The sequence below is a fragment of the Polaromonas sp. P4_F9 genome, assembly GCF_056401235.1.
In genome coordinates, this window is the sequence record NZ_JBFUJT010000013.1 from 85,243 (window position 1) to 101,345 (window position 16,103).

At 61.3% G+C, this 16,103-nt stretch carries 14 protein-coding genes; 7 read left to right on the forward strand and 7 right to left on the reverse strand.

What is annotated here, in order from left to right; translation table 11 throughout:
- Positions 1–5: 5 nt before the first annotated feature.
- The 6 genes from AC1DUB_RS13330 to dnaA form a co-directional block, all read right to left on the reverse strand.
- Entirely contained in the window at positions 6–584 is a 579-nt protein-coding gene (locus AC1DUB_RS13330; RefSeq protein ID WP_477729892.1) for an NnrU family protein, read from the reverse strand.
- A 215-nt stretch (positions 585–799) separates the two neighbouring features.
- Positions 800–1,036: a hypothetical protein gene (locus tag AC1DUB_RS13335; RefSeq protein WP_477729893.1), complete on the reverse strand. Its 237-nt coding sequence runs from the start codon at positions 1,034–1,036 to the stop codon at positions 800–802.
- A gap of 104 nt (positions 1,037–1,140) precedes the next feature.
- The gene (locus AC1DUB_RS13340) at positions 1,141–1,527 is read right to left on the reverse strand and encodes a DNA cytosine methyltransferase (RefSeq protein ID WP_477729894.1); all 387 of its coding nucleotides are present in this window, start codon (positions 1,525–1,527) and stop codon (positions 1,141–1,143) included.
- Positions 1,528–1,763: 236 nt separating this feature from the next.
- The gene (gyrB, locus tag AC1DUB_RS13345; protein WP_477716711.1) at positions 1,764–4,388 is read right to left on the reverse strand and encodes a DNA topoisomerase (ATP-hydrolyzing) subunit B; all 2,625 of its coding nucleotides are present in this window, start codon (positions 4,386–4,388) and stop codon (positions 1,764–1,766) included.
- 123 nt (positions 4,389–4,511) lie between these two features.
- Positions 4,512–5,618, reverse strand: coding sequence for a DNA polymerase III subunit beta (gene dnaN, locus AC1DUB_RS13350; protein ID WP_477722260.1), 1,107 nt, complete (start codon positions 5,616–5,618; stop codon positions 4,512–4,514).
- A gap of 288 nt (positions 5,619–5,906) precedes the next feature.
- Positions 5,907–7,301, reverse strand: a complete 1,395-nt coding sequence (gene dnaA / locus AC1DUB_RS13355) for a chromosomal replication initiator protein DnaA (RefSeq protein WP_477729895.1) — start codon at positions 7,299–7,301, stop codon at positions 5,907–5,909.
- A 435-nt stretch (positions 7,302–7,736) separates the two neighbouring features.
- Here dnaA and rpmH point away from each other — a divergent pair, with 435 nt between their 5' ends.
- From rpmH to AC1DUB_RS13390, 7 genes are all read left to right on the forward strand, one after another.
- A complete protein-coding gene (gene rpmH, locus AC1DUB_RS13360; protein WP_007862708.1) occupies positions 7,737–7,871 on the forward strand; it encodes a 50S ribosomal protein L34 in 135 nt (44 codons plus the stop codon).
- A 48-nt stretch (positions 7,872–7,919) separates the two neighbouring features.
- Positions 7,920–8,330, forward strand: coding sequence for a ribonuclease P protein component (locus AC1DUB_RS13365; RefSeq protein ID WP_477729933.1), 411 nt, complete (start codon positions 7,920–7,922; stop codon positions 8,328–8,330).
- An 89-nt stretch (positions 8,331–8,419) separates the two neighbouring features.
- Positions 8,420–8,707 carry a membrane protein insertion efficiency factor YidD gene (gene yidD, locus AC1DUB_RS13370; protein WP_477716746.1) on the forward strand — a complete coding sequence of 96 codons (288 nt, stop codon included), beginning with the start codon at positions 8,420–8,422 and terminating at the stop codon, positions 8,705–8,707.
- Entirely contained in the window at positions 8,704–10,446 is a 1,743-nt protein-coding gene (yidC, locus tag AC1DUB_RS13375; RefSeq protein ID WP_477729896.1) for a membrane protein insertase YidC, read from the forward strand. The genes yidD and yidC overlap by 4 nt, the downstream gene beginning before the upstream one ends.
- Before the next feature lie 133 nt (positions 10,447–10,579).
- Positions 10,580–12,025 carry a tRNA uridine-5-carboxymethylaminomethyl(34) synthesis GTPase MnmE gene (gene mnmE / locus AC1DUB_RS13380; RefSeq protein WP_477729897.1) on the forward strand — a complete coding sequence of 482 codons (1,446 nt, stop codon included), beginning with the start codon at positions 10,580–10,582 and terminating at the stop codon, positions 12,023–12,025.
- A gap of 206 nt (positions 12,026–12,231) precedes the next feature.
- Positions 12,232–12,723 (forward strand): Crp/Fnr family transcriptional regulator, encoded by a 492-nt coding sequence (locus tag AC1DUB_RS13385; protein ID WP_477716706.1) that lies wholly within the window; start codon positions 12,232–12,234, stop codon positions 12,721–12,723.
- 279 nt (positions 12,724–13,002) lie between these two features.
- Positions 13,003–13,734 (forward strand): hypothetical protein, encoded by a 732-nt coding sequence (locus tag AC1DUB_RS13390; RefSeq protein ID WP_477729898.1) that lies wholly within the window; start codon positions 13,003–13,005, stop codon positions 13,732–13,734.
- 61 nt (positions 13,735–13,795) lie between these two features.
- On the opposite strand, the gene AC1DUB_RS13395 is transcribed toward AC1DUB_RS13390, so the two are convergent.
- The gene (locus tag AC1DUB_RS13395) at positions 13,796–15,790 is read right to left on the reverse strand and encodes a monovalent cation:proton antiporter family protein (RefSeq protein WP_477729899.1); all 1,995 of its coding nucleotides are present in this window, start codon (positions 15,788–15,790) and stop codon (positions 13,796–13,798) included.
- Between the last annotated feature and the right edge of the window lie 313 nt (positions 15,791–16,103).

Here is a 16,103-nt window from a genome sequence, read left to right on the forward strand (position 1 = left end):
CGCCATCAACCCAGCGGCCGCACGCCAATCAGCACGCCATGGGCCCAGAACGCAAACACCGCCCAGGCCACCAAGCCCACCGCCATCGTCATGGCTGTGCCGGCCGCAGTGGCCGGCGGGTACACGGTTTTCGCAGCACGGTCCCGCCCCCGCGCCGCCTTGAAGCAGCACACCGCCCACACCAGAAAGGCGCCAAACAGCACCACGCCCGCCAGCGTGCCGTTGGCCAGCAGATGCGCCAGCGCCCACACCTTCACCGACAGCAGCATGGGGTGATGCAGTTTGGCCTTGATGGCGTTGCGCGGCACATAGGTGGCCACCAACAGGATGAAGGCGGGCAGCATCAGCAACGCAGCCACATGCCGCATGCCCGCGGGCGGCGTCCACAGCACCACCGGGTTCTGGCGCGCCAGGCCGTAGCCCCACACCAGCAGCACAAAGCCGGCAATGGACAGCAGCGCGTAAACACCCTTCCACGGCTTCTCGCCCAGCCGGGCCATCATCTGCGTGCGCCAGCCATCGGCCACGATGCGCGTGGAGTGCACGCCCAAAAACAGGACAAGGCCCAGGATTAATACCGCCATGTGAACCCCTCCGGAGTAAGTTGCGGCAATTATGCGGCAGCGCCGTGCGCACACGCATCAACCACCATGGCTCCCACTGTTCTCTTCCCGGGTGGGCAGTGCCCCGCATGCGGGTGGCACCCAGCGGCACCGACACTCCAATACCGTTCGCCTTGCCCGGGGTTCGGGTCACACTCTCTTAAGGACTGGCCGACAAAATGCGTCGAGGTGCCCCATCAACCAGCCAGCGAGTCACCAGCAGCCGCGTCGGCGTCAGGCTTGTCATTAGAGCCAGCGCCCGCAGCGGCGGCGTGGTTCAGCGACAGCGTCACACCCGCCGCCTTCTTCTGCACGGTATCCATCGCATCCGAATCAGGCGCCACACCCCACGCCATAGCCGTGGTCAGCACCACCAGCGAAGGAATGGCCCGCAGGTAGCGCGGACGGAACAGAAAGTATGCAAGCTTCTTCATACATGTCTCCTTGGCAGCAAAGGGGCGATGTTGCGCCGCCAAGATGACACGCCTGCGTCTGGCGCGTTGACTTTTGTAAGCAATTTCCACCCCGGCGCGCGAAACTACCGAAGGAACTCCTTATATAGGTCGCGTCTTGGGTCATCCACGAGACGTTCGCCGTGGTTTGCACCATCCACTTGACGGGCCTTCGAAAACCCCTGACAAGGAGGCCCACCGACAATTAGGTCTACTCTTTTGGAGGCAATTAGCTCATCAAGGTCTTGGGGATGGAACTTTGTAAGGTCGCGTACCAACGCGTGCGGCACTTCGGGGTGGTTGGCCTGAAACGTTTTTATCGCTTGTTCATTGAAATCCACGGCAGCCAAACACCTCAGCCCGGCCCCCTCGAGACCAAGAGAAAACCCGCCGCAGCCGGAAAAAAGGTCTAAAAATGTTGGTTGGCCGTCGTCTAGCTCTACAAAGGGGGGAGTCTGTGGTTTTTTTGGCATGCAAGAATAAGTTTATAGCAACACTTTTGCATCTATGCTGGGCGACCTAGGGACCACTGCACGAAACCAAAATATTCACATAAATGATGCTCTCTCCCGGCAGAAATCGTAAATCGGCTTTAACCTGTAGCCTTTGCGATGTGCCGATGGCAATAGCTTGGTCATTGAAAAAACCCCCACAGTTTTTCACCTCATGGGTGTTCTTTTCTCGGGTTATGGGTTTACCTACACGTTACTCAAACATCAATATTCGCAGCCCTAAGCGCATTCTGCTCAATAAACTCCCGCCGCGGCTCGACCTCATCCCCCATCAGCATGGTAAACACATGGTCGGCCTCAATGGCGTCGTCAATCTGCACGCGCAACAGGCGGCGCACTTGCGGGTCCATCGTCGTTTCCCATAGCTGGGCCGGGTTCATCTCGCCCAGGCCTTTGTAGCGCTGGCGGGCGGTGGCGTTTTCGGCCTGGCCGATCAGCCAGGCCATGGCCTGGCGGAAGTCGCTGACTTTTTCTTCCTTCTGGCGCTCGCCTTCACCGCGCATGACCTTGGCGCCTTCGCTGATGAGGCCCCGGAAGGTGGCGGCGGCATCGGCCAGGGTGGCGTAGTCGGCGCCGTGCACAAAGTCCTGCGTGATCACGCTGCTCTTGACGTTGCCGTGGTGGCGGCGGCTGATGCGCAGAATGGGTTTGTCGCTGCGGGTGTCAAACTCGCCAGCCACTTCGGCCGGGGCGCCCGTGGTGTTCAGCTCGCGCAGCTTGACCTGCAGCGTCACGGCGGAGGCTTCCGCATCGGCCACGGTGTCGAGGTTCAGGCTCACGCCGTCGGCAATCGCGCGCAGGGCTTCCGCGTCCATGAAGCCGCGCAGGCGGGCAATCACCGACTCGGCCAGCTGGTGCTTGCGGGCCAGCTCGGCCAGCGTGTCGCCGGTGAGCACGGTGCTTGCGTCGGCGCCGGTCTGCACGCTCGCATCCTTGAGCGCAATGCGCAGCAAAAAGCCGTCCAGTGCGGCGGTGTCCTTGAGGTACTGCTCTTCCTTGCCGGCCTTGACCTTGTACAGCGGTGGCTGCGCGATGTAGATGTGGCCACGCTCGACCAGCTCGGGCATCTGGCGGTAAAAGAAGGTCAGCAGCAGCGTGCGGATGTGCGCGCCGTCGACGTCGGCGTCGGTCATGATGATGATGCGGTGGTAACGCAGCTTGGCAACGTTGAAGTCATCGGTGCCGGGCGTGCCGCCAATGCCGCCAGCCTTGCCGATGCCGGTGCCTAAAGCGGTGATCAGCGTCAAAATCTCGTTGCTGGTCAGCAGCTTTTCGTAACGGGCTTTTTCAACGTTCAGGATCTTGCCGCGCAGCGGCAGGATGGCCTGGAATTTACGGTCGCGGCCCTGCTTGGCGGAGCCACCGGCGGAGTCACCCTCGACCAGGTAGATCTCGCACATGGCGGGGTCTTTTTCCTGGCAGTCGGCCAGCTTGCCGGGCAAGCCCATGCCGTCGAGAACCCCTTTTCTGCGGGTCATATCACGCGCTTTTCGCGCGGCTTCGCGGGCGCGGGCGGCCTCGATGATTTTGCCGACGATGATCTTGGCGTCGTTCGGGCGCTCCTGCAGGTAGTCATGCAGCAGGCGGCTCACAATGTCTTCGACCGGGCCGCGCACTTCGCTGCTCACCAGCTTGTCCTTGGTCTGGCTGCTGAACTTGGGCTCGGGCACCTTCACGCTCAGCACGCAGCACAGGCCTTCGCGCATGTCGTCGCCGGTGACTTCCACCTTGGCTTTTTTGGCCAGCTCGCTGTCGTCGATGTATTTGTTGATGACCCGCGTCATCGCGGCGCGCAGGCCGGTCAGGTGGGTGCCGCCGTCGCGCTGGGGAATGTTGTTGGTAAAACAGAGAACTTGTTCGCTGTAGCCGCTGTTCCACTGCATGGCGACTTCGACGCCGATGTTGGTGCCCTGGTCGCTCTGGCGGTCGCCCATGGCGGCAAACACGTTGGGGTGCAATACCGTCTTGCCCTTGTTGATGAATTCAACAAAACCTTTCACACCGCCGGCGCCGGCAAAGTCGTCTTCCTTGCCGCTGCGCTCGTCTTTCAGGCGAATGCGCACGCCGTTGTTCAAGAAGCTCAGCTCGCGCAGGCGCTTGCTCAAAATCTCGTAGTGGAAATCGTTGTTTTCTTTGAAGATTTCGGTATCGGGCAAAAAGTGGACTTCGGTGCCGCGCTTGTCGGTGTGGTCCATCACCTTCATCGGCGAGACGTCCACGCCGTTGATCTGCTCGATGATGCGGTTTTGCACAAAGCCGCGCGAGAACTCCATGACATGCACCTTGCCGTCGCGGCGAATGGTGAGGCGCAGCATTTTTGACAACGCATTCACGCAGCTCACGCCCACGCCGTGCAGGCCACCCGAGACCTTGTAGCTGTTCTGGTTGAACTTGCCGCCAGCATGCAGCTCGGTCAGGGCAATCTCGGCGGCCGAGCGTTTGGGCTCGTGCTTGTCGTCCATCTTGATGCCGGTCGGAATGCCGCGGCCGTTGTCGGTCACGCTGATGGAGTTGTCGGTGTGGATGGTGACGACGATGTCGTCGCAGTGGCCGGCCAGTGCTTCGTCAATCGAGTTGTCGACCACCTCGAACACCAGATGGTGCAAGCCGGTGCCGTCTGAAGTGTCGCCAATGTACATGCCGGGGCGCTTGCGCACGGCCTCCAGGCCCTCCAGGATCTGGATCGAGCCTTCGCCGTAGGCTTCTGAAGCGCCGGCCTGGTTGGTGTCGATTTTGGGCTGGAAATTGGAGCTTTCCTCGCCCGCAGTACCGTCAGTTACGTGCACCTGATCGGCCCCGTTCACATTGTTTTCTTCAGTCATAACCAGCTTTACTTCCAAATCTTTTCGATTTCTTCAGATTTCTTCAATCTCTTGAATGACCAAACCCGCTCTAGCAAGCGGGTCTGTTTGAATTTGGGCGCGCTTTTAGCGTGACCAAATGCATCAAATGCGCATGGGCATCACCACGTATTTAAAGGCCGCATCGTCGGGAATGGTGAGCAGCGCCGAGCTGTTGGAGTCGGCCAGCTCGATCTTCACCATGTCCTGGTCCATGTTGGCCAGCGCGTCGATCAGGTAGGTCACGTTGAAGCCGATTTCGATGGCGTCGCCGCTGTAGTCGATGTCGAGCTCGTCAATGGCCTCTTCCTGCTCGGCGTTGTTGGACGCCACCCGCAGCGTGCCGGGTTCGATGTTCAGGCGCACGCCCTTGAACTTCTCGCTCGTGAGAATCGCGGTGCGCTGCAGGCTGGCCAGCAGCGGCACGCGGCCCAGCGTGATGATGTTTTTGTGGTTCTTCGGAATCACGCGGTTGTAGTCGGGGAACTTGCCTTCGACCAGCTTGGTGACAAACTCCATGCCCTCAAAACTGAACTTGGCCTGGTTGCCGGCAAACTGCATCTCGATGGCGCCTTCCTTGTCGCTGAGCAGGCGCTGCATTTCCAGCACGGTCTTGCGCGGCAGGATGACTTCCTGCTTGGGCACTTCCACATCGAGCGTGGCCGACGAGAACGCCAGGCGGTGGCCGTCGGTGGCCACCAGGCTCAGCTGCTTGCCTTCAGCCACAAACAAAATGCCGTTGAGGTAGTAGCGGATGTCGTGCACCGCCATCGCAAACGACACCTGGTTGAGCAGCTCCTTGAGCACCTTTTGCGGCACCGAGAAGCTGGGGCCGAAGTTGGCGGCTTCCTGCACCAGCGGGAAGTCTTCGGCGGGCAGGGTTTGCAGCGTGAAGCGGCTCTTGCCGCCCTTGAGGATCAGTTTGCTTTGCGCCGACTCGAGCGACACGGTCTGGTCGCTGGGCATGGACCGCAGGATGTCGATGAGCTTGCGCGCACCGACCGTGGTGGTGAAGTTGCCGGCATCGCCATCAAGGTCGGCGCTGGTGCGGATCTGGATTTCAAGATCGCTCGTGGTGAGCTGCAGCTGCGCGCCGGTTTTGCGGATCAGCACGTTGGCCAGGATCGGCAAGGTGTGCCTGCGCTCCACGATGCCCGCGACCGATTGCAGTACCGACAAAACTTTATCCTGGGTGGCTTTCAGAACGATCATGAGTTCCTCTTGTATTTATCTTTAATTCTTTAATTCAAATTAGTAGTAGTAGTAAGGGCCACGCAAATCTGTGGATAGCGCTATTTTCCCCTTTTTGATCAACCACTTGGCGTTTGTTTAACTATGTGTTCAGAGGCCCTGTGAAGTCTCCGTAAAACATGAACAACTTTTGATTGTCATCGGCTTCTGTGGATAAGTCATGGGTTGTTCAAAAGTTGTCCCCATGGTTGTTGTGAACGTGTTATTCATCGACTTATGCCCTGAAAACTGAGTCATAAAGCATTCATTTCAGCCTTTCAGGGTCTGTTCCAGCACATGCAGTTGCTGGTTGAGTTCGGTCATTTGCTGGCGCTCCGCAGACATCTTGCGCACGGCGTGCAGCACGGTGGTGTGGTCGCGGCCGCCAAACAGCTCGCCGATCTCGGGCAGGCTCTTCTGCGTGAGTTCCTTGGCCAGGTACATGGCAATCTGGCGCGGCCTGGCAATGCTGGCTGGGCGCTTCTTGGAGTACATGTCGGCGACCTTGATCTTGTAATAGTCGGCGACTGTCTTCTGGATGTTCTCGACGGAAATCTGCCTGTTCTGAATCGACAGCAGGTCGCGCAGGGCTTCGCGGGCCAGCTGGATGGAGATTTCCTTGAGGTTGAAGCGCGAATAGGCCAGGATCTTGCGCAGCGCGCCTTCGAGCTCGCGCACGTTGGAGCGAACGTTCTTGGCCACAAAAAACGCGACCTCTTCCGGCATGATCGTGCCTTCGGCCTCGGCTTTGCGAATCAGGATGGCCACGCGCATCTCGAGCTCGGGCGGCTCGATCGCCACCGTCAGGCCGGAGTCAAAGCGCGACACCAGGCGCTCATGGATGTCCGTCAGACCCTTGGGGTAGGTGTCGCTGGTCATCACGATGTGCGACTTTTTGGTCAGCAAGGCCTCGAAGGCGTTGAAGAACTCTTCTTGCGTGCGGTCCTTGTTGGCAAAAAACTGCACGTCGTCGATCAGCAGCAAATCGAGCGAATGGTAGCGTTCCTTGAACTCGTCAAAAGTCTTGCGCTGGTACGCCTTAACCACATCCGAAACAAACTGCTCGGCATGGATGTAGAGAACTTTGGCCGAAGGGTTGTCCGCCAGCAGCTTGTTGCCGATGGCGTGCATCAAGTGCGTTTTGCCGAGGCCGACACCGCCGTAGATAAAGAGGGGGTTGTAAAGCTGCCCCAGGCTGCTCGAGACATGCAGTGCCGCGGCCCGGCCCATACGGTTGGCCGTGCCTTCAATGAGGGTGTCAAAGGTCAGCGCGCTGTTGAGGCGGTTCTTGAACGGAGCGCCTGCCACTTCTTCGGGAACGCCCAAGCCGGCTGGCTCGGCAACCCCAACACCTTCAAAGCTCCTGGTCAAGGAAGCTGATTTGGCGGGGGACTCACGCGGAGCGAGCGCTAACTCAAGGGAAATTCTGTGGCCCGAGATTTTTTCGAGCAAGGCAGAAATGCGCGCCGCATACTGGGCGCGTATCCAGTCCAGCTTGAAGCGGTTGCCGACCTGGATGGTGACTTTGGAGAGGTCCGCAGCCACGTCAACGACCAGTGGACGGATCCAGGTGTTGAACTGCTGCTCGGGTAATTCCTGTGCCAGATGGTCGACACAGTTTTGCCACAGATCGTGACTCAGGCTAGGGATGGAGACCTCACTCATGACGGGATTTGGCTGGGCTGCAGGTGCAAAGCAGTCAGCGGCTGCTTGTGGATATTGTTTATTTTTAGCACCCGCAATTGTAGTCCGCGTGGCAAGTTATCCACAAAATACTTGCCTCGGGTTTCAACCTATTTTCAGCGTTTGGCGGACCTTCTAGGAGGCTTCTTAAGCTTTACGGCAGTTGCGACGCCTAACTTGTTGCCAGGGTTGGGAAATCTGCGATAATCATGGGTTTCCCTGATTCGTAGCGGATGGATGCCGCTTGCACGACCGGCTTGTAACCCAGGCCTTTGAGGTTGCTGCAGGTGCGGCGCAAGTCCTGCGGGCTTGCAAAGATGGCCGTGCTGTACGGCCACCAAGATCATTCGAATCGCCGGGGGAAGCTTGTAGCTAACAGCCGAGTTAACAGCCGAATTAAGGCTAGTAGGATTTATCATGAAACGCACATACCAACCTTCCAAAGTCAAGCGCGCACGCACGCACGGCTTTCTGACGCGCATGAAAACGCGTGGCGGCCGCGCAGTGATCGCTGCACGCCGCGCCAAAGGCCGCAAGCGCCTGGCCGTCTAGGCTGGTTTTCTGGCTGGCTCTTTGCTCTTGAGCTGACGCTTGGCGCCAGTGCAGCGGCTTCAAACCCGATCCCAGTTCCAGGCAGTACTTGCCGGCGCCATTGTTGCAAGGACGACGCACTTCGCATTGCACCGCAATGCGCTGGATGCGAAGCCCGTTCCCGCACGGCCCGTCGAAGGTGCCAATTCGCCCGCCCTGTTTCCTGTCCAGGACCAGTGGATCGGTGCGATGGTTCCCAAACGCTGGGCCAAACGGGCCGTTACGCGCAATGCGATCAAGAGGCAGATCTATACCGTGAGTGCCGAGTTTCTGCATCAGTATCCGCAGGCTGCTTTTGTGGTCCGGCTGCGCCGTGACTTTTCCCGTGCCGAGTTCGTGAGCGCCAGTTCAACGCAGCTCAAGGAAGCGGTGCGCGCCGAAGTGCAGGCCCTGATGCAGGCGGGAGCCAAGGCTCCATGAAGCCGCTCGCCCCTTCCCCTTTCCATGCCGCGGTGCACCGGCTCGTGGCGCTATTGGCGCCACTGGCGCCACTGGCACCTTTGCTGCGTTTGCCGCAAAGCCTGCTGATCGGGCTGGTCAAAGGCTACCGCCTGCTGCTCAGCCCCTGGCTGGGCTCTGCCTGCCGGTTTGAACCAAGCTGCTCGGCCTATTCCCTGCAGGCCTTGCAACTGCATGGCGCAGCCTTGGGAAGCTACCTCACATTGCGCCGCCTGGCGCGTTGCCATCCCTGGTGCGACGGCGGGCTTGATCCCGTGCCGCCAGCGGGCCCGACGCCTCTTTTCACCCGACTGGTCACACCCGTGACTTCCACTCCTTCTAAAAAGACGCCGTCATGAACGACATCCGCCGCACCATTTTGTGGGTGATTTTTGGCTTTTCCATGGTTCTCCTGTGGGACCAATGGCAGGTTTTCAACGGCCACAAAGCCACCTTCTTCCCCGGTGCCACGCAGACCGCCAAAACACCTGTTGGCGCAACGTCGGCGCCCGCTGCACCGGCTTCTTCGGTGCCGGTTGCGCCGGCCACCGCCAGCGCGGTTCCCGCAGTGCCCGGTTCCGCGCCTGGTTCTGCGCCCGGCGCCGTGCCCGCAGGCGCGCCGTCCCCCACGGCCGCTGCAACGCGCGAGCGCGTGGTGGTGAACACCGACGTGCTGGCGCTGACCTTTGACAGCGAAGGCGGCACGCTGGTTCATTCGGCTTTCACCCGCTTCAAGGACATGGCCAACACCGACGCCGGCTTTGTGCTGCTCGACGAAAGCACCAACCGGGTTTATGTGGCGCAGACCGGCCTGATCGCGAGCGGCACGGGCGGCACCTTCCCGACCCACAAAACCCTGATGACCGTGGTGCCCGGCGAGCGCAGCCTGAAGGACGGCCAGAACGAGCTGCAAATCAAGTTTGAATCGGCCGACCTCGGCGGCGTCAAGCTGGTCAAGACTTACACGCTCAAACGCGGCGCGTACGACATCGCCGTACGCCACGACATCATCAACACCGGCAGCGCGCCGGTGGCGCCGCAGCTTTATATGCAGCTGGTGCGTGACGGCAACAAACCGCCGGGCGAATCATCGTTCTATTCCACCTTCACCGGCCCGGCCATTTACACCGAAGCCAAGAAGTACCAGAAGGTCGAATTCAAGGACATCGAGAACAACAAGGTCGATGTGGAAAAACAGGCGGCCAACGGCTATGTGGCCATGGTCCAGCATTACTTTGCCGCGGCCTGGATTCTGGCCGATGGCCTGAAGCGCGACCTGTTCCTGCGCAAGGTCGACACCAACCTGTATGCGGTTGGCCTGATCACGCCGCTCGACAGCATTGCACCGGGCGCCACCAAAACCATCGAGTCGAGATTGTTTGTCGGCCCGCAGGAAGAGAAAAAACTGGAAGCCCTGGCCCCCGGCCTGGAGCTGGTGAAGGACTACGGCTGGCTGACCATCCTGGCCAAGCCGCTGTACTGGCTGCTCGATAAGCTGCATGGCTTTCTCCTCAACTGGGGCTGGTCCATCGTGGCGCTGGTGCTGCTGCTCAAGATCGCCTTTTACTGGCTCAATGCCAAGGCCTACGCCAGCATGGCCAAGATGAAGGCCATCAACCCCAAGATCATGGAGATGCGCGAACGCCTGAAGGACAAGCCGCAGGAGATGCAGCAGGCGATGATGAAGATCTACCGCGAGGAAAAGGTCAACCCCATGGGCGGCTGCTTCCCCATCATGATCCAGATCCCGGTGTTCATTGCGCTCTACTGGGTACTGCTGTCCAGCGTCGAAATGCGTAACGCGCCCTGGGTCTTGTGGATTCATGACCTCTCGGCGCCCGATCCTTTCTTCATCCTGCCCGTCCTGATGACCCTGACAACCATGCTGCAGACGGCGCTCAACCCCGCGCCGCCGGATCCGATGCAGGCCAAGCTGATGTGGTTCATGCCGCTGATCTTCAGCGTGATGTTCTTCTTCTTCCCGGCCGGCCTGGTGCTGTACTGGATCACCAACAACATCCTGTCCATCGCCCAGCAGTGGGTGATCAACACCCGCATGGGTGTACCGCCGCAGTTCAACCTGCCGAAGTTCAGGTAAAGCGGACTCGGAATAAAAAAAGGGCCGCGCTGCGGCCCTTTTTCTTTGGAGGCTGTTTGGAGGCTGACCTGGGCGGTGAGCGTTACCTCGCCCAGGAGCCAACATTTTGTTTGCCCCTTAACATCTACACACCATGCTGGCCCGACACCACGACCCCATTGTTGCCATCGCCACCGCACCCGGCCGCGGCGCGGTGGGCATTGTGCGCGTCTCGGGCAAGGACATCGCCCCCGTGATTGCGGCCATTTGCGGCCGCGCGCTGGCGCCGCGCCAGGCCACCTACCTGCCGTTTCGCGACGCGCAGGGCCAGGTGCTCGACCAAGGCCTGGCCATCCATTTCCCGGCACCCCACTCCTACACCGGCGAGGATGTGCTGGAGCTGCAGGCGCACGGCGGGCCGGTGGTGCTCCAGCTGCTGCTGGCGCGCTGCCTGGAAGCCGGTGCCGCGCTCAACCCCGCCACCGGCCAGCCGTGGCTGGTGCAGTTGCGGGTGGCGCAACCCGGGGAATTCACCGAACGCGCCTTCCTCAACGACAAGATCGACCTGGCGCAGGCCGAGGCCATCGCCGACCTGATCGATGCCAGCACCGAAACGGCGGCCCGTTCGGCGGCGCGCTCCATGTCGGGCGAGTTCTCACTGGCGGTGAACACCTTGCTGGAGCAGCTGATTCACCTGCGCATGCTGGTGGAGGCCACGCTGGACTTTCCGGAGGAAGACATCGATTTTCTGCAAAAGGCCGATGCCCAAGGCCAGCTGTCGCGGCTGCAGGCCACGCTGGCGGGCGTGATGCAGCGCGCCACGCAGGGCGCGATCCTGCGCGAGGGCATCAAGGTGGTGATTGCGGGCCAGCCCAATGCCGGCAAGAGTTCGCTGCTCAATGCGCTGGCCGGCGCCGAACTGGCCATCGTGACGCCGATTGCCGGGACCACGCGCGACAAGGTGTCCGAGCTGATCCAGATCGAGGGCGTGCCCCTGCACGTGGTCGACACCGCCGGCCTGCGCGAGGCGCTGGACGAGGTGGAGAAAATCGGCGTGGAACGCGCCTGGGCGGAAATTGAAAGCGCCGACGCGGTCCTGTTTTTGCATGACCTGACCCGGCGGGATGCCGCGGTGCCGGCGCAGGATGCCATGAATTACCTGGCGGCCGATGACCGCATCGCACGGACGCTGGCCCAAAAACTGCCTGAAAACACGGCCATTATTGATGTCTGGAACAAATCGGACCTGGCCAGCCCGGCATTGCTGCGGGAAGTGCAGGAGGTGCATGGGGGTGTGCTGATTTCCGCCAAGACGGGTGCCGGGCTGCAGGCGCTGCGGCAGCGCCTGCTGCAGGTGGTGGGCTGGCAAGCGGCGCCTGAAGGCGTGTTCATGGCACGTGAACGCCATGTGCGCGCGCTGCACCAGGTGCAGGCCCAATTGGCCACCGCGGCGCGCCAGCTGCAGGCGGCACGGCCGGCGCTGGATCTGCTGGCAGAGGATTTGCGGCAGGCGCAGCGCCAGCTCAGCGAGATAACGGGCGAGTTCACGCCGGACGACCTGCTGGGCGAGATTTTTTCCAGATTCTGTATTGGGAAGTAGTTCAGGGAATTTAGGGAATTCAGGGAATTCAAAGGCGCAGCCGGGACGTTTAAGCCGGGCTTAAACCGGCGGCGATGACGGCTAGTGATGGCCAGAAGTACGCTTCCAATGCCCTGCTTACAAAACAATGGCTCCCTGTATCAGGTGTAAGTGAGCGTTAGTGTCCCTTGCTGCGGCCATGGGGCAAAGGTATCGTCGGGCACACCATGAACGCCCCCTTAGCAGCCCCCATCAGCTTTGACATCCAGGGTCTTGCCCAGGCCATCACGAATTGCCACAGTGGCGATGCCTTGCGCTGCCAGTTCAACCAGCCGCATTGGGACATTCTTGCCAGCTATCTGCAGCCTTTTGCCCTCAACACCGGCCAGGTGCTGTTTGAGCAGGGGGCGCTGGACCGCACGCTGTATTTTGTCGAAAGCGGCACCTTGAGTGTTCACTATGAGGATGAAAAGGCACGCGTGCGAATGGCGCTGGTAGGCTCCGGCACCGTCCTGGGCGAAGGCGCCTTTTTCTCGCACCTGCCGCGCAGTGCCACGGTGAACGCCTCCACCCCCTGCAAACTCTGGTGCCTGACACCCATGCGCTTCCTGGAAATGGCCAACCGCCACAGCCCGATCGCGCTGGAGCTGACCGTCGCGATGGGCTCCGTGATGGCCAAACGCCTCTACAACCGTCCCCGGCGTGTGGCGGTGACCTGACGGCTCGCGCATCACGCGCGGCAGTCTTCAGGACACCGGAACGGCGTCGCGCGCGATGCGGGATCGGAACCCTTGCGGCGGTTCCCGGACATAGCCAAGTTGGATTTCTGTGATTTTTTACCGGGCTTTGCCAGGTAACTGTGCCGACAGGACGACGTCGTGTTTGGCGAAATGAAATCCGCTGAGTAAACTACAGCGACACACAAACCTGTGACTTCGCAGTAAAGCGCTGCCTTCTGACCGACAAGGAGGCGGGCACCAATCCCGAGAACTCCAACTATGTCTTTTCTAAACTGGTTTTCCGCCAAGTCCCACACGAGCAAGTCTGCTGCACGTGAGGAAAAAAAGCGTGGATCCGCCGCTGCGACCCAGCGTCAGGCGCCAGAAACCGAAGAGCCTGGAGACGGCCGCAAAGTCAAGCGCCACGCCCGCCGCGAGCAGCTCTATGTCGCGATCCGCGAGGCCATGACCCGCGCCGGGGTGCTGTCGGCCAGCTATAAATTCAAGGTACTGTCCCTGGACTCGCGTGGCAACGAGTTTCTGGTCATGCTGGACCTGGCCAAAGCTTCTGGCGGATTGCCCGAGCAACTGGGCGACATTGAAGCCCTGATCATGCAGAACGCCAGGGCGCGTTTTGAGATCACGGTGCCGGCCGTTTACTGGCGTATGGACGAGGCGGTTGCCGTGGGTAAGCCCGGCACGGGTTCCCAGACTGCGGCGCAAACGTCGACCCCGTTGGCGCGGGGTGCTGCGGCAGTGGCGCCCCTTGCTGCGCAGGCCGCGTCGTCCACGCCGCGCTATGAGCCTATCCAGGCCGATGAGGTTGTGGCATTCAAACAGGCCCTGATGGCCGCCTCTGCGCAAGGCCCGGGGGGCGCGGTGGAGTACGCCGCCAAAACCCGCAGTGGCCCGCATTCCTATACCCTGCTCACCGGCTTTGAAGACACCGAGATGGCGTCATCCGCTGTGTCGCCGGTGCTCAGCAGCACGCAATACGGCGAGCTGAATTAAGCACCGCTCGCGCGCAACAGCGCCGCAACGGTAGTGCTGGCCTGGGCCGCGGGTTATTCAGTCAGCTCGCGCGGCCACCCAACAACATTTCTTCGGCTAGGGCGAGTGCCGCGGGCTTGCCCGACAGCACCAGGGTATCGCCGCCGTCGAGCCGCGTGGACTCAAGGGCGTCCAGCATCTTGCCATCGCTGCGCCGCAGGCTGACCACGCGCACGCCTGCGGCGTCCAGCGTCAGCGAGCCCAGCGTCTGGCCCAGTGACTTGATGCCAAAGGGAAGCGTCACGGTCGCGAGGCGCTCCTGTTCCAGTTCATTGACCGTGTCGTCATCGGCGCCGCGAAAGTAGCCGCGCAGCAGGTTGTAGCGCGCATCACGCTGGTCCTGCACCACGCGAATCACGCGGCGCATGGGCACGCCGACCAGCGCCAGCGCGTGGCTGGCCAGCATCAGGCTGCCTTCAATGGCCTCGGGCACCACCTCGGTGGCGCCGGCGGCCTGCAGCTTTTCCAGGTCATGGTCGTCCTCGGTGCGCACAATCACCGGCACGGTGGGCGCATGGGCGCGGATGTTGGCCAGCACCTTGAGGGCGCTGGCGGTGTCCAGGTAGGTCACCACCACGGCGCTGGCGCGTGACAGGCCCGCGGCAACCAGCGCCTGCAGGCGCACAGCGTCGCCAAACACCACCGAGTCGCCCGCCGCCGTGGCCTGCCGCACGCGGTCGGGGTCCAGGTCGAGTGCCATGTACTGGATGCCTTCGCGCTCCAGCATGTGGCCCAGATTCTGGCCGCAGCGGCCATAGCCGCAGATGATCACATGCTTGTTGGCGTTGATGGACTTGCGCGCAATCGTGGTCATTTGAAGCGACTGCTGCAGCCATTCGCTGGAGACCAGCCGCATGACGATCTGGTTGCTGTACATGATGATGAAGGGCGTGACCAGCATCGACAGCACCATGCTGGCCAGGATGGGGTTCGTCAGACCCGCTGGCAGCAGGTGGTTCTGCTGCGCCAGCGTCAGCAGCACAAAGCCGAATTCACCCGCCTGCGCCAGATAAAGGCCGGTACGCAGTGCAACGCCCCCCGTCGCGCCCAGCGAGCGGGCCAGCCCCGTGACCAGCAGCAGCTTGAAGGCGACCGGCGCGGTCGTCAACAGCAGCACCAGCCGCCAGTGCACCGCCACCTCCCGCCAGTCCAGCATCATGCCGATGCTGATGAAAAAGAGGCCCAGCAGGACATCGTGAAAGGGCCGGATGTCGGTCTCCACCTGGTGCTTGTATTCGGTTTCCGAAATCAGCATGCCGGCAATAAAAGCCCCCAGGGCCAGGCTCAGCCCGGCCCGCTCCGTCATCCAGGCCAGCGCCAGCGTGACCAGCAGCAGGTTGAGCACAAACAGTTCTTCGCTTTTGCGCCGCGCTACCAGCGTCAGCCACCAGCGCATGACGCGCTGGCCCCCGGTCAGCAGCAGCCCGACCAGCACGCTGGCCTTCAGTGCGGCAATCGCCAGCGCCACCAGCAACTCGTCGGGTGAGGACCCCAGGGCCGGAATCAGCACCAGCAGGGGCACCACGGCCAGATCCTGCAGCAGCAGCACGCCCATGATGCGCTTGCCGTGCTCGGAATCGAGCTCCAGCCGCTCGGCCAGCAGCTTGACCACGATGGCCGTGCTGCTCATGGCCATGGCGCCGGACAGCGCCAGCGCGGTTTGCCAGCTCATCTTCCATAAGGAGGGTGCCAGGCTGGCCAGGAACAGTGAGCCCAGCGTCGCCAGCACAATGGTGAGCGCCACCTGCAGCAGCCCCAGCCCGAAGACATGGCGGCGCATGGAGCGCAGCTTGGTCAGGTTGAACTCCAGCCCGATCACGAACATCAGAAACACGACACCGAACTCGCCCAGATGGCGCACGCCCTCCGAGTTCTCCGCCAGCGCCAGCGCATTTGGCCCGATCAACACGCCCACAGTCAGGTAGCCGAGCATGGGCGGCAATTTGAACGAGCGGCAGACCACCACACCCAGCACCGCGGCCAGCAGGTACAGGAGGGTCAGTTCAAGCGCGCTCATGCGTGGATGGTAGCTGATGAAGTTGCGGGAACAGCACGGTTTTAATGCCAACAACCGCCATCGTGAGCCTTGCGTTCGTCATGTGCTCGCCAAGTGCCCTCCTCGCTCCTCCTCTATAGAATGCAGCCATGGTGCGACTCGAAGTCGCTTCATTCGATCCGTGTGATCGTCTTTATCAGTGGATGGTTTTCCTCTCCGGAGGTCCCATCCTGCCCCCCTCAAAAGGGGTTAACTTTGTAGCAGCCAAATGGCTCTATTTGGCTGCTCCAGTCCGCTCCCTCAGGGCGCGGGAATGGTGAATTGCGTTCCCAAG

Excerpts from the sequence above, each read along its gene's own strand:
- dnaN (WP_477722260.1), bottom strand. The coding sequence starts at position 5,618 with ATGATCGTTCTGAAAGCCACCCAGGATAAAGTTTTGTCGGTACTGCAA.
- AC1DUB_RS13335 (WP_477729893.1), bottom strand. The coding sequence starts at position 1,036 with ATGAAGAAGCTTGCATACTTTCTGTTCCGTCCGCGCTACCTGCGGGCC.
- mnmE (WP_477729897.1), top strand. The coding sequence starts at position 10,580 with ATGCTGGCCCGACACCACGACCCCATTGTTGCCATCGCCACCGCACCC.
- rpmH (WP_007862708.1), top strand. The coding sequence starts at position 7,737 with ATGAAACGCACATACCAACCTTCCAAAGTCAAGCGCGCACGCACGCAC.
- AC1DUB_RS13340 (WP_477729894.1), bottom strand. The coding sequence starts at position 1,527 with ATGCCAAAAAAACCACAGACTCCCCCCTTTGTAGAGCTAGACGACGGC.
- yidC (WP_477729896.1), top strand. The coding sequence starts at position 8,704 with ATGAACGACATCCGCCGCACCATTTTGTGGGTGATTTTTGGCTTTTCC.
- gyrB (WP_477716711.1), bottom strand. The coding sequence starts at position 4,388 with ATGACTGAAGAAAACAATGTGAACGGGGCCGATCAGGTGCACGTAACT.
- AC1DUB_RS13330 (WP_477729892.1), bottom strand. The coding sequence starts at position 584 with ATGGCGGTATTAATCCTGGGCCTTGTCCTGTTTTTGGGCGTGCACTCC.
- AC1DUB_RS13390 (WP_477729898.1), top strand. The coding sequence starts at position 13,003 with ATGTCTTTTCTAAACTGGTTTTCCGCCAAGTCCCACACGAGCAAGTCT.
- dnaA (WP_477729895.1), bottom strand. The coding sequence starts at position 7,301 with ATGAGTGAGGTCTCCATCCCTAGCCTGAGTCACGATCTGTGGCAAAAC.
- AC1DUB_RS13385 (WP_477716706.1), top strand. The coding sequence starts at position 12,232 with ATGAACGCCCCCTTAGCAGCCCCCATCAGCTTTGACATCCAGGGTCTT.
- AC1DUB_RS13395 (WP_477729899.1), bottom strand. The coding sequence starts at position 15,790 with ATGAGCGCGCTTGAACTGACCCTCCTGTACCTGCTGGCCGCGGTGCTG.